This is a genomic window from Neobacillus soli NBRC 102451 (genome assembly GCF_001591665.1).
Taxonomy (GTDB): domain Bacteria; phylum Bacillota; class Bacilli; order Bacillales; family Cytobacillaceae; genus Neobacillus; species Neobacillus soli.
In genome coordinates, this window is sequence record NZ_BCVI01000059.1 from 20928 (window position 1) to 34597 (window position 13670).

Genomic DNA, 13670 nt, shown 5'->3' on the forward strand with positions numbered 1-13670 from the left:
CCTTATTTAGCTTTTTACAGGCTCTTTATCTGGTTTTTGCTTTTCTGACTTTCTTACATAATCGTTGATTAGCTTATAATAAGCATTGGCCATCATCCAAATACTTTCCTTTTCATCTTCAAAGAAATCAATATTATAGCCATCTAAATTATTATTTAATGTTTTAAGATAATCCTTTAAGACATTGGCGCCGCCGCCAACAAAATAACAGATTTCTGTTTGTGAGTTCTTTTGCCAGACATTTCGTAATAAACGATATTGTTTTTTGGCTAAATCAAGCAGAATTCGGTCGGTGATATCGTGAACACTTGTCCGGCTTCCTTTAACCATAATATGATTGCGGTCATTTTTCTTGGTAATTATTTCGACGACATCACGACGGCTGTCCAGTTCCACACCATGCTTTGATCGAATCTCTTCACGAATAGCTTCTAATGATTCCGAAACACCTAAATTAAACCCTTGCGCTTTATCATCATCGACATTGCGATTTTTAATAACAGCGATATCAGTTGATAATCCGCCGATATCCTGAATTAAAATGCGTTTATCGATTAAATCCTTATTGATAATTTTTGCATTGTTGTCCATAACCAGGTTAATGTACGCGGCAAATCCCTCAGGATACACCTTTACTTCATTAAATTTTATATTCACCTTTAAACCTTGATATTTGGGAGTTACCAAAAATTCAACCTGATGTACAGACCCTATTAATTTTGAGCGATATCCAGCGTCTTTACCTTCCTTTACCTCGCGAAGGGGGAGACCGGTTCCAAGTGTATAGCTGGCATCAATGACATTTTTCATTCGAGGAAAAATCTGCGAATTCTCTTCCTTTACTGCATCTAATGCCAATGTCGCAAACAGCATAATTAACGTTTGGTCTTCCTCAGACTTGCTGCTGCCTGGATCCAATTCGGTGGCATTATTACTTTTTGTTGCTAAATTACCGATACGATAAATCACATTATTCTCTTTCAGGGCAGGGGAGTGGACCTTGATATGAATCCCGTCTAATGGGTTTTTGTTATCAAGTTCTTCTATACCAATCACGGGGCGGTCTTCCGTATCCCGCGCTATGATATTAGGAATATTCAATTCATACTCTAATTCCCCAAAAATGGCCTTAATGGAGTCATTTCCAACATCAACAGCTGCAATTCTATTCTTAGTCATTAACATCATTCCTTTTCATTTAATAGATTTATTTATAAAGGTAGTTATGTAGTATCTAGCACTCTCCTTAATGTTATAGAAGTTTACTAGATTCTTCAATGATCCTGAAAAAATGAAATATAAGTGTAAAAGTGTAAACAAATTTGTAAACTTCGGTAATCATGTAAACAATTTTGTATACAAGGAATACAAAGCTGTACACATAGTGTCAAACCGGGATGTGTACGAGTTTGTATACACGTAAACATTTTTGTATACATCACGTTTACAAACAGTAAACATGTATACATTTTTGTAAACAATCATTTACATGCCACACAATAACCAAGGCACCCCCTAAAAAAGATTACCATGCAATCCATTAAACCCTCGGTAACATCAGCCGTCTTCTGATGGTGTCAGGCACCGGCTTGAAAATATGGCGGAGGTTGGGTATTCTTAACATTAGAATTGTCCACTTAAGGGTGTGTTTGATATGCGTATTAATAAGTTTATTAGCGAGTCTGGAATAGCCTCTAGAAGAGGGGCAGATAAGTTAGTTAGTGAAGGAAGGGTCTCAATCAATGGGAAAATAGCCGTAATCGGCAGTCAGGTTGAACCCGGTGATGAGGTAACTGTTAACGGCAGCACGATTCGGGTGGCAAAAAATTACGTCTATATCGCCTTAAATAAACCTGTTGGGATTACTAGCACTACCGAAAGGCATATAAAGGGGAATATCGTTGATTTTGTGAATCATCCGTTACGAATCTTCCATATTGGCCGACTTGATAAGGATTCAGACGGGCTAATCCTGCTTACGAATGACGGAGACATCGTCAACGAAATTTTACGGGCTGAAAATAAGCACGAAAAGGAATATATTGTCACTGTTGACAAACCAATTACTGCTGACTTTTTAAAAAAAATGGCAGCAGGAGTAGAAATTTTAAACACAAGGACACTTCCCTGTAAGGTCGTACAGATGTCCAAATATGTTTTTCAAATCACTTTAACACAGGGTCTGAATCGGCAAATCCGCCGGATGTGTTCGGCCCTTGGCTACGGCATTGTCAGGCTGCAGCGAACGCGTATCATGAATATCCAGTTGGGCAGCCTTCCGATTGGACAGTGGCGGGATCTATCTAAGAAGGAACGCCAGCAATTATTTAGTGATTTAAACTATGAACCGAAGCAATGGTGAAAAAATAGAGGATGGGTCGAAACATAAGCAACAGTTTCGGCTCATCCTCTTTTTTTACAATTAAAATGCTTATTTGTCCAAGCCTCCTATCCCATTGAGCATAATTTATTTAAAAAGGGATAAAAGATCCACAGTCTATGTCGAAAGGAGTAGATTAATTTGCCAACAGCCATGCATTTAAATTTAAGGGTTGACCCCACCCAATATATCTCACAGATTCGTGAAGTTCCTGGATATGATTATATTCATTTGGTCCGGCAGCCAAAGTATATGGTTGATATTTCTCTGCTTAATGAAAAGGTTTATTATCTTGATGGAATTTTCTCACCAAAAGAATTTATAGAAAAACGGGAAATCTCCCTCCTACATGCCCACCATGGCCAATTAGGGGTATTGTTCCTTCCTTTTAAGGAGGAAACCAATCTACCGTTAGTCACCAGTATTAGGGGCCGGGATGCAACCTTAGCTAATCAGCCAATTGGCTACTTAGAACATATGAAACTTCTATTTAACCAAGGGGAGTGTTTTTTTCCAGTTTGTCAGTATTTAGCAGACAGGATTCGTGAATGGGGCTGCCCTTCGGAAAAAATCAAAGTGTTATACGGCGGTGTCGACCTTGGCCAATTCACGTACCGGACACCACAGAACAGCGGCTCCAAAAGGATTTTATCCATGGGTAGATTAGTAGAAAAAAAGGGACACCATATCTTAATGCAAGCCTTTCAAAAAATAAAAGATAACTTCCCAGATGCTACACTAACGATTATTGGGAAAGGTCCACTTGAGGATTACCTTAAAGATTTAGCCAATCAACTTCAGTTGGGAGATTCCTTCCGTCTCTTAAATCAGCTCCCTAAAAACAAAGTCCGGGAACAAATGACCAATGCTGATCTATTTTGTGCAGCCAGCTTAGAAGCATCTAATGGAGATGTAGAAGGTATACCTAATACATTAAAAGAAGCGATGGCAACCGGTGTACCAGTGATCTCGACCAATCATGCCGGAATTCCCGAATTAATTACCCACAAACAGGACGGACTATTGGTACAGGAAAACAATGTGGATGAACTTGCCGATGCCCTTGGATTTATGCTGACAAACAGGGCTTTGTGGGAAACATTTTCTGCAGCAGCGCGTAAAAAAGTGGAACAAAACTTTGATCTAAATCAACAGCTTCTCAAGCAAGCTCAATATTATGATGAACTGTTAGGGGGAGGGCAATGAAGAATTTCAAAGCGATTACTGTAACCAAAGGAGGAAAAACTTTAGCGATTGATAACCCTACTAAATTCCCACTGATTGCGATGGGCGCTCAAGGCGCCGTCTTTAAACTTTCAGAAGCTAAATGTGTAAAAGTCTATGCTGAGCCGGAACAGGCCAAAATGGAGGCATTTGCCCTTAAGGCAGGGCAGCACTTATCCTTCATGCCCAAATTATATGATTCAGGACCAAACTATGTGGTCATGGAATATTTTAATGCCCCAACGCTAATAGAGTATCTAAGGAACTGTACGTATATGCCTGAATCCATCGCAAGGAAACTTCTCAATCTTTTAAGAGAGTTAAAAAAGGGGAAATTCACGATGATTGATGCCTCACTCCGGCATATTTTTGTCGTCCAAAAGGAAGAACTTAAGGTAATTGACCACGTAAATTCCTTTAAAAAAGATAACCCTGTACCCTATCGCCTTTTAAGAGATTTAAAAACCATCCAATTAAAAGATTCCTTCCTCGCCCAGGTGAAAAGGCTCGAACCGGACACCTACACTGAGTGGGAGAACAATTTCAGCCATAACAGATTCGACTTCAGAACGATTTCCGTCACTCATGGGGGATCAGGGAATGCGGTAAAAATTGATAGTACGATTTCTCAAACATTGATTGGGAAAGGACATCAGGGTGCTGTTTATCGAGTCACTGAAGATCAATGCGTGAAAATTTATGGAAAACTGAATCATGCCAAACAAGAACAAGAAGTTCTTTTATCAAGTCAGAATTTAGCCTTTATCCCCAAAGTTTATGAAACTGGGCCCCATTACACGTTAATGGAGTATCTTTCCGGACCAGATTTAAATACGTTTTTGAAAAAACAACCAACACTTTCAGAAGAAATAACACAGCGGTTACTAGATATTCTAAAAACAATGAAAGAATCAGGCTTCAAGCAGATTGATGCCCCGCTGAGGCATATCATTGTAACAAGAAACGGCTTTAAGTTAGTTGATCATGTGTACTCGTTCAAACGGGAGCAAAATCGGCCGCTCGAGTTATTTAAAGACCTGCATGAAAGGGGATTTTTGGATGCCTTTTTAGGACAAGTACGTTCCATCGATTCCAAGACCTATAGAGCATGGACTAAGACACCTATTCCGCTAAATAGTGAAGGGGCGGAATTTTTCCCATGAGCATTTTAGTTACAGGTGCAGCAGGTTTTATTGGTTTCCATCTCTCCAAACGTTTGGCAGCCTTAGGATATCATGTAATCGGTATTGATAATCTTAATGACTATTATGATATTGCATTAAAGAAAGAGCGTTTAAATATATTGGAAAAAAGCGGCAACTTTGATTTTTATAAAATGAATTTGTCGAATGACGAAGAATTAAAACCGATTTTTGAAGCTTATACGATTACCATTGTCATAAACCTTGCCGCACAAGCCGGTGTCCGTTATAGCATCGACAATCCACACTCTTATGTTAACTCAAACCTGGTTGGGTTTACCAATATTTTAGAGGCATGCAGACACTATCATATCGAGCATCTGATTTATGCATCATCAAGTTCCGTTTATGGCGCCAATACGTCGATTCCCTATTCGACGAAAGACGCTGTCGACCACCCGGTAAGCATCTATGCCGCGACAAAGAAGGCTAATGAACTTATGGCCCATACGTATAGTCATTTATTTAATATTCCAACCACAGGTCTTCGTTTCTTTACTGTCTATGGCCCCTGGGGGAGACCGGATATGGCTTATTACACTTTTACCAAACAGATTATTGAAGGGAATACAATCAAGGTCTTTAATAATGGGGACATGCGCCGCGATTTCACCTATATTGATGATATCGTTGAAGGAATAATCCGCCTGCTAGGTCACCCGCCGCTCTATAATATGGACTGGGATAGAAACAATCCAGATCCAAGTTCAAGTAGTGCCCCCTACAAAATCTATAATATTGGTAACAATAATCCCGTGAAATTAATGGATTTTATTCAAACACTAGAGAAGTTAATTGGTAAAAAGGCAAGAATAGAATATTTACCCATGCAGCCTGGAGACATGAAAGAAACCTATGCCGACATTTCCGATTTACAAGCTGATATCGGGTTCCAGCCTGCAACAACAATCGAAAACGGCCTAACCCAATTTGTAGACTGGTACAAAAAATACCACATATAAGTGCCCTCACATAGGTGCCTGGCACCACCCGAAGTTTGTCAGATATTGTCGAAATGCCAATCGTCCTTCCCAACAGCAAAAGCCAACTCGGGTGAGTTGGCTTTTTAAAATTCAAAATAGCATCGCAGTAAATATGATATCCATTTACAATGTGGGTGATTACTGATATTTTCTAGTAACCCCTTCACAATAGCTCGCGGCAGCGTCGGGTCGAGCAGCTGCTGTTTTAGCAGGATTAACGATTCCTTTTCAATTGGTTCATCCATTTCCGCTATTCTTTGCTCGATAATTTTGAGGATCTGTTCCTTGGTTACTTCTTCATTCAACGGTTGCTTAATCATTTGGATCAGCTCTTGTGAAACAAACGGGATGGTGGTATGCCTCGCCAGTAAATTGGTCTTTTCCACAAGCGACTTCGACAATAAGTCCAAATCTAACGGTGCGTTATAGAATAAAAATAACTCTGAATAGGTGCTCATGAAGCCTTTAATACAATAAATTAAATCAAACTTTGTCTGTTTGACTTCGTCGCCATATAAACGTTCCAGCAACGATAAGATGATGTTCTGGATTAATCGATTATAGTAATGCATTTTTAACATGAATTCTTGATTAAATGTTTGTGTTTGCTCTTTGATGAGGATTTTGGCGAAATCAGAATGCTTATGAAAAGAATCAAATGTAGCATAATAAAATTGATATAAAAGTTCCTTGTCATCCTTTGTGTTTCTGACTATGTAGTCAATATCAGAGGTAATCTGCATCATAAAATGATCAATCAACGCTAAAATCAATTCGTCCTTTGACTTGAAGGATAAGTAAAATGCACCTTTAGAAATCCCACAATGCTCGGTTATTTGCTGAACAGAGGTGGCTTCGAAACCATGCTTTGCAAAAAGCTCTAACGCCTTCTCCATAATTAGTTGTTTTTTCATCATTTTACATAATCGCTCCTATGGTCTTTCGTTGACAAATGACTCAATAGTCACTATTATAAGAAATTGAGTGTAATAAGTCAATCTAGGGTAGGTGTAATAGTGAAAGGGTTAGTCAATTTTGTCTTGAAGAATAAACTAGCAGTTTGGTTGCTGACAATCATCATTACGGTATCTGGTATTTATTCAGGTACCCGAATGAATATGGAGACGATTCCTAATATTTCGATTCCCTTTTTAATGGTAATGGATGTATATCCAGGAGCAACTCCTGAGAAAGTGATGGAAGATGTGTCCATGCCATTAGAGAAGGCAGTAGAAGGCCTTGAACACGTGAAATCCGTTAATTCCAATTCCTATTCCAACATGGCCAATATTCAAGTGGAATACGAATATGGTACAGATATGGACGAGGCAAAACGTGAATTAAAATCGGTGTTGGATGACGTGAAATTGCCTGAAGGGGCACAGAAGCCGACAACGACAGCGATTAGCATGAACATGATGCCCGTTGTGGCCCTAAGTGTAAGTAGTTCAAAAGATGATATTGTTGAATTAACGTCAACTGTAGAAGAAAGCCTACTTCCAAAAATCGAGAAAATCGAAGGTGTTGCCTCGGCAACGATTACAGGTCAGCATATTGAAGAAGTTGACCTTACCTATAACAAAGCAAAAATGGCTGAATTGGGCTTAACTGAAGATAAGGTCAAGCAAATGATTCAAGCCAGTAACATGGCTGTTTCCTTAGGACTTTATGAGTTTAAGAAAGGTGAACAAGCTGTTGCGATTGATGGCAAGTTCATGACGGCAAACGAATTAAAAAATATGCTGATTCCTGTTACCCCATCAGCAGCTAATCCATCCCCGCTTGTAAAACTTGGCGACATTGCGACGATTAAGACGGTTGGTAAAGTACAATCGATTTCCCGGACAAATGGGAAAGAAGCGATTGCAATTCAAATTGTCAAAGGTCAGCAGGCCAATACGGTGGATGTTGTTAACAAGGTGAAAAAGGTAGTAAAAGAAGAAAAGGCAAAAGTCGACGGTCTTGTCATTGATGTCACTCTTGACCAAGGTAAACCGATTGAAGAATCCGTTTCAACGATGATTGAAAAGGCGTTATTTGGCGGTTTAATTGCTGTGCTCATCATTCTTCTGTTTTTGCGCAGTTTTAAATCAACAATTATTTCGATTATATCGATTCCCGTTTCAATTTTCATGGCGTTACTGCTCTTAAACTGGATGAATATTACCTTGAATATTATGACGCTTGGGGCGATTACCGTGGCCATCGGCCGGGTCATCGATGACTCGATTGTCGTCGTGGAAAATATTTATCGGCGCTTGCATTTAAAAGAAGAGAAATTAACAGGCCGCGCCTTAGTACGCGAAGCGACGATTGAAATGTTCAAACCGATTATGTCCTCCACATTAGTGACGATTGCAGTATTTGCACCACTAATCTTCGTTGGCGGCATGGTCGGCGAGTTGTTCATGCCGTTCGCCTTAACGATGGCATTTGCGCTAGTGGCTTCCCTCCTAGTTGCGATTACCATTGTTCCTGCCCTTTCTCACTTCTTATTTAGAAAGAAGTTATATCGTGAAAAGACAGAAAGCAATCATAAAGAGGCCGGTAAATTAGCTAACTGGTACAAAGGCTTCCTTAATAAGGCCCTTAACCATAAAGTGATTACCTCGCTACTTGCTGTTATTTTGTTAGCCGGCAGTTTGGCGTTAACGCCATTCATCGGTTTTAGCTTCATGGGCAGTGAAGAAGATAAAGTAATGTACTTAACGTACACACCAAAAGCAGGCGAGCTGCCGGAAGATACGTTAGCAAACATTAAAGTCGTCGAAGATAAGATGCTAAAACGGGATGATATTAATATCGTTCAAGTATCTGTAACGAAAGCTGGTGATACGTCAGCAGCGATGATGGGCGGTTCTGGCGGCGGTGCCTTGATGTACCTGATTTTCGATCCAAAAATGGACAATTTCTCTGAAGTTCGTGATAAGGTAGAAAAGTATGTGGCAGGCCTTGGTCAAACAGGCAAATGGAAAAGCCAGAACTTCTCATCAATGTCGGGTTCGACAAATGAAGTCAGCTACTCCTTCCACAGTGAAAATTTAGATAAACTAAATAAATCTGTCAAAATGGTCGAAGGCGTTTTGAAGAAAAATAACGGTTTAAAGGATGTTACCTCAACGGCAGAGGATGCTTATGTTGAATATACATTTAAAGTTGCTCAAGATAAATTGATCCAGTATGGTTTAACAACAGGTCAGCTCGTAATGATGTTAAGCCCGGCTAAAACAGAAAATGTGTTAACGACTGTTGAAAAGAATGGTCAATCATTAGATGTTATTGTTCAGCAAGAACAAGCCGCACAGCCAAAATCAATTGATGATATTTTAGCAAAAAAAGTACCAACAGCACTTGGTACAACCATGCCTCTATCCGAGCTTGTCACAGTGAAGAAAGGAACAACCCTAAATACGCTAGCGCGTAATAAAGGGGAATACTACGCAACTGTTTCAGGAAAAGTCAAAGGTGCAGATATTTCCAAAGTATCATCGAAAGTAGATAAAGCAGTGAATAAATTAGCTTTACCAAAAGGTGTTACCGTCGATGTTGCAGGTGTAACAGCAGACATGAATGAAACCTTTACAAAGCTGGGTCTAGCCATGGCAGCGGCGATTGCCATCGTCTACTTCATTCTCGTGGTAACCTTCCGTGAAGGTGTGGCACCGTTTGCGATTCTCTTCTCGTTACCTTTTGCAGTAATTGGGTCATTTGTCGGCTTATTAATTGGCGGTGAAACCATTTCTGTTTCGGTTATGATGGGGCTATTAATGCTCATCGGTATTGTCGTCACGAACGCCATCGTACTTGTGGACCGGATCATTCATATGGAACGAGATGGGCTGACGATGCGTGACGCAGTTCTCGAAGCAGGTGCAACCCGGCTGCGTCCGATCCTGATGACGGCTATCGCTACCATCGGCGCGTTAATCCCATTAGCCATTGGCCAAGGCGGCGGCGGTTTAATCTCGAAAGGACTCGGTATTACCGTCATCGGCGGGTTAACAAGTTCAACGTTATTAACGTTAATTGTCGTTCCAATCGTTTACGAACTATTATCAAAACTATTCAAGAAAAACCGGAGAGAAATAGAAGAAAACTAAGTGCCTGGCACCACCCGATTTATGTCGGAAATTGTCGAGACCACATAGCTTTACTTCTCGAACCGGTAAAGTGCCAGCTCAATCTATGAGCTGGCTTTTTTTGTTGATAAAAATTTTCAACCGTATATAAACACTCCATTCATCTTTTAGATTATTTTCTTAATATCCGGGTAAATTACAGTAAAAGAAATGGAAAGGATGTTGAATGGGTGAAAAAGTCTTTTTGGATTACTATTATTTTATTGTTTTTAATTGCTGGCGGATGTAGTACTACGCACAAGCCTGAGAAGAATGCGAAAAATGAAACGAAGACGGAAAAGCAAGATGCCAAGGGGGAAGACAGCAAGCCAAATGCTGCTGAAAAAAAGCCGAAGGAGCAATTGGCTGACACCAACTATCGCTCCTATCAGCATATGGATTACAATGCGAAGGTTGCACCAAAGTTTGCAGCTGCTGAGCTGGCCAAACCCCCTGCAGGGAATTGGGTAACAAATGGCGGAGATATCAACAACGGAAGATATTCTCCACTAAACAAAATCAAGGCGTCGAACGTAAAGAATTTGAAGTTGGAATGGGTCACGAGCCTAGGCTCTGGTAAGGAATTTAAATATTCAGGTGAGGCAACACCACTTGTCTACGATGGGGTCATGTTCACCATTACCGGGGCAAATGAGGTCCAAGCACTCGATGCTAAAACTGGAAAGATGATTTGGGAATATAAGCCGCAACTGGCTAATGGGCTGAACACTGTCTGCTGCGGCTGGACAAGCCGCGGGGTAGCAATCGGAGACGGAAAGGTATTTGTCGGCCTTCTGGATGCAAGACTGGTTGCCCTAAATCAAAAGACAGGAAAAGTGGAATGGGAAACACAGGTTGAAAGCTGGGAAAAAGGATATACCATTACAAGTGCTCCCCTCTATTATGACGGAAAAGTCTATACAGGGATTGCCGGCGGTGAGTATCAAATTAGAGGATTTGTTGCTGCATACGATGCGGAAATCGGGCGCCAAATATGGCGGACCTATACCCTGCCTGCCGCGGGCGATAAAGGAAGCGAAACTTGGCCTAAAGGGAGCAGAAACTGGTTAACCGGCGGAGCGCCGGTTTGGCAGACGCCAGCCGTTGACCCGGAGTTGGGAATGATTTATTTTGCAGCTGGAAATACATCCCCAGACCTGGATGGCAGCAAAAGAGATGGAGATAATTTATTCTCCGACTCGATTCTAGCACTGGACGCCAATACAGGAAAATATAAATGGCATTTCCAAGAAGTGCATCATGATATATGGGATTTAGACCCCGCAAATCCCGTTGTATTATTTGATGTAAAAATAAAGGACAAGATGCGTAAGGGAATCGTACAAGCTGGGAAAACAGGATGGCTTTATATCCTAGACCGAACAAACGGGAAACCGTTAATTGGCATCAATGAAAAACCTGTCCCGCAAGATAAAAACCAAAAGACCTCCCCTACCCAGCCGGTCCCTGTCGGGGATGCCTTTGTGCCACAAAAAATTACTGAGGAAGATGTTAAACGCGATTTACCAAAAGACTTTAAGGGGAAATTTGGAAATATTTTCACTCCCTTCTGGGATAAGCCCGTTACCCTTAAACCGTCACCTCAAGGCGGAGCAAACTGGCCGCCATCGGCATATAACCCAGACACTGAGTATTTTTATGTGTTAGGGAATGATAACTATTTTGCCTATGCCCATTACGGCGAAGATAAAGATGAGCGTTTTAAAGAAGGAAAAGAGTATATCGGAAGCGTCTGGCAGCCGGTGGAAAAGTCCCCTCACAAGGGTACTGTAACCGCACTCGATATTAAAACAAATAAAATTGTTTGGCAAAAAAATTGGGATACAATTGCCTATAGCGGCATTTTAACAACAAAAGGGAATCTGATTTTTACCGGACATAATGACGGCCGAATTATTTCGTACGATGCAACCAAGGGCAACCAATTATGGGAGTTTAAAATGGATGCAGGAGCAAATGCTCCGCCAATCACGTATGAAGTCGATGGGAAGCAGTATATTTCTATCTTTGCGGCCGGAAATACATTGGCTGGTTCTAAGCATGGGGATAGAATCTATACCTTCTCATTAGAAGGTAAATATAAGTCTGTAAACGATATTCCTAAGGATAAAATCAATGTTTCACCGGTCAAGGATAAAGGCACTGAAACAAAACAGCAAGAGGCCGATAATAATAAGAATAAAACCAATAAAGAAACAACCGACACGGCAGCTGGAGAAGGTATCTATAAAAATAATTGCCTAGCCTGCCATGGTGATCAAGGCGCTGGTGGCCACAATGGTCCAAATTTACAGAAGACAAAAATGGACCTCAATGGTGTCATTCATCAGGTGCAAAATGGCGGAGGCGGAATGCCTGCATTTAAGGATACATTATCAGCAGATGAGATCAAAGCTGTAGCCAAATATGTTAAGAGTTTAAGCGGCGGATAATGCCCCCGTCTTGTAATGCAAAAAGGTAATCATCCACATGGATGATTACCTTTTTTGCTAATCTTGTTTAGTCGATGCCTCTTCAGTTAAAGAAAGATGGATTAATCGATCATCTTTTTCTGTTGCTTTCCCGCGTTTATCTCGGTTACTGGTTATCGTATACAACTCATTGTTATCTACCAGTACATCTCTTAATCGGCCTGCTTCTGCATAAAACTCATGGAGTTTCTTACTTGTGACATCATACGAAAAAATCTTCTTACCGGCTAATGAAGCAACATAGAGCTTTCCATCTTTAAAGGCCATTCCAGATGGCGCCCAAGTGGAATCACCTGATTGAATAATCGGCTTCACCATACCTTTTGCCTCTTCATTTCCTTGAATAACTGGCCAGCCATAATTTTTTCCCGATTGAATGAGGTTAATCTCATCATGCCCTGATTCTCCATGCTCGGAGCTATAAAGATTCCCCTTATTATCCCAGGCTAGTCCCTGAGGATTACGATGACCATAGGAATAAACATACGAGTCTTTAAATGGGTTATCCTTAGGAATAGCGCCAGTTACCGTCATTCTTAAAATTTTTCCAGCTAAGCTCTTAAGATTTTGGGCGTTATCCGACTTGCCAACATCACCTGTGGTGGCATAAAGCATTCCATCTGGCCCAACCTTAATCCGGCCGCCGCTATTTGACTTTCCGCCAGGGATTCCTTCTAAAAGAACTTTGTTTTCTTTCCATGTATCTTTTTCGAGCTTCAATGAAACAATTCTGTTCAAGGGTTTACCATCTTTTTGATAAGTATGATACGCATAGGCCATCTTTGTTTGATTAAAGTCTGGTGCTAGTGTAAACCCGAGAAAACCACCTTCACCTTCATGGAAAATAGCCTTTGAAACCTTTACATCCTCTACTTTTACTAGGCCAAAGTCTCCGTCGATTTGAATAACTGAGCCTTCCCGCTGACTTAAGAAAAACGAGCTGCCATTCTTGTTTATGGTCCATGGGATATACAAATGATTCGCATTGACATTCCCATCATTCGAAACCGATACCTCTACTGACTTTTTCATTACCTCTTTTGCATCCTGCTGAACGGAATCTTGTTTCTTACCCACATCATTCGCCTCATCCTTTTTATCCCAAAACAACGTAAATACAATCCCCGCTGCCAGGACAATCCCCAGCACACTAAAAAATACAACCTTTTTCAAAATACCACCTCAACGTAAAATAATTTTCTTCAACAGTGTAGACATATTTCTGACTATTCAAACACCACGAATCAAAAAAAGCGACCAGCTCTTTTCCT

At 40.7% G+C, this 13670-nt stretch carries 9 protein-coding genes; 6 read left to right on the forward strand and 3 right to left on the reverse strand.

Going from position 1 to position 13670, the window contains the following annotated elements; translation table 11 throughout:
* Positions 1 to 6: 6 nt before the first annotated feature.
* On the reverse strand, positions 7 to 1179 hold the full coding sequence (locus tag BSO02S_RS20245) for a ParM/StbA family protein (RefSeq protein WP_066071835.1): 1173 nt from the start codon (positions 1177 to 1179) through the stop codon (positions 7 to 9).
* Positions 1180 to 1654: 475 nt separating this feature from the next.
* On the opposite strand from BSO02S_RS20245, the gene rluF reads away from it, so the two are divergent.
* The 4 genes from rluF to BSO02S_RS20265 all read left to right on the forward strand — a co-directional run bounded on the left by rluF (position 1655) and on the right by BSO02S_RS20265 (position 5768).
* Positions 1655 to 2362: a 23S rRNA pseudouridine(2604) synthase RluF gene (rluF, locus tag BSO02S_RS20250; protein WP_066071838.1), complete on the forward strand. Its 708-nt coding sequence runs from the start codon at positions 1655 to 1657 to the stop codon at positions 2360 to 2362.
* A gap of 159 nt (positions 2363 to 2521) precedes the next feature.
* Positions 2522 to 3586: a glycosyltransferase gene (locus tag BSO02S_RS20255; RefSeq protein WP_066071841.1), complete on the forward strand. Its 1065-nt coding sequence runs from the start codon at positions 2522 to 2524 to the stop codon at positions 3584 to 3586.
* Positions 3583 to 4767 carry a protein kinase family protein gene (locus BSO02S_RS20260; RefSeq protein WP_066071844.1) on the forward strand — a complete coding sequence of 395 codons (1185 nt, stop codon included), beginning with the start codon at positions 3583 to 3585 and terminating at the stop codon, positions 4765 to 4767. Before BSO02S_RS20255 ends, BSO02S_RS20260 begins: the two co-directional genes overlap by 4 nt.
* The gene (locus tag BSO02S_RS20265; protein ID WP_066071847.1) at positions 4764 to 5768 is read left to right on the forward strand and encodes an NAD-dependent epimerase; all 1005 of its coding nucleotides are present in this window, start codon (positions 4764 to 4766) and stop codon (positions 5766 to 5768) included. The genes BSO02S_RS20260 and BSO02S_RS20265 overlap by 4 nt, the downstream gene beginning before the upstream one ends.
* 104 nt (positions 5769 to 5872) lie before the next feature.
* Here BSO02S_RS20265 and BSO02S_RS20270 read toward each other — a convergent pair whose 3' ends face one another.
* Complete coding sequence (locus tag BSO02S_RS20270; RefSeq protein ID WP_066071850.1) at positions 5873 to 6706, reverse strand: TetR/AcrR family transcriptional regulator; 834 nt, start codon at positions 6704 to 6706, stop codon at positions 5873 to 5875.
* 99 nt (positions 6707 to 6805) lie between these two features.
* On the opposite strand from BSO02S_RS20270, the gene BSO02S_RS20275 reads away from it, so the two are divergent.
* Together BSO02S_RS20275 and BSO02S_RS20280 are read left to right on the forward strand one after the other, a co-directional pair.
* Positions 6806 to 9889, forward strand: a complete 3084-nt coding sequence (locus BSO02S_RS20275; protein WP_066071853.1) for an efflux RND transporter permease subunit — start codon at positions 6806 to 6808, stop codon at positions 9887 to 9889.
* Positions 9890 to 10098: 209 nt separating this feature from the next.
* Positions 10099 to 12360, forward strand: a complete 2262-nt coding sequence (locus tag BSO02S_RS20280) for an outer membrane protein assembly factor BamB family protein (RefSeq protein ID WP_066071856.1) — start codon at positions 10099 to 10101, stop codon at positions 12358 to 12360.
* Positions 12361 to 12417: 57 nt separating this feature from the next.
* On the opposite strand, the gene BSO02S_RS20285 is transcribed toward BSO02S_RS20280, so the two are convergent.
* Positions 12418 to 13572, reverse strand: a complete 1155-nt coding sequence (locus BSO02S_RS20285; protein WP_066071859.1) for a PQQ-dependent sugar dehydrogenase — start codon at positions 13570 to 13572, stop codon at positions 12418 to 12420.
* Positions 13573 to 13670: the final 98 nt, after the last annotated feature.

Bases quoted from the DNA above. Each gene is read 5' to 3' on its own strand.
- rluF (WP_066071838.1), top strand. From the start codon at position 1,655: ATGCGTATTAATAAGTTTATTAGCGAGTCTGGAATAGCCTCTAGAAGA.
- BSO02S_RS20270 (WP_066071850.1), bottom strand. From the start codon at position 6,706: ATGATGAAAAAACAACTAATTATGGAGAAGGCGTTAGAGCTTTTTGCA.
- BSO02S_RS20245 (WP_066071835.1), bottom strand. From the start codon at position 1,179: ATGACTAAGAATAGAATTGCAGCTGTTGATGTTGGAAATGACTCCATT.
- BSO02S_RS20260 (WP_066071844.1), top strand. From the start codon at position 3,583: ATGAAGAATTTCAAAGCGATTACTGTAACCAAAGGAGGAAAAACTTTA.
- BSO02S_RS20265 (WP_066071847.1), top strand. From the start codon at position 4,764: ATGAGCATTTTAGTTACAGGTGCAGCAGGTTTTATTGGTTTCCATCTC.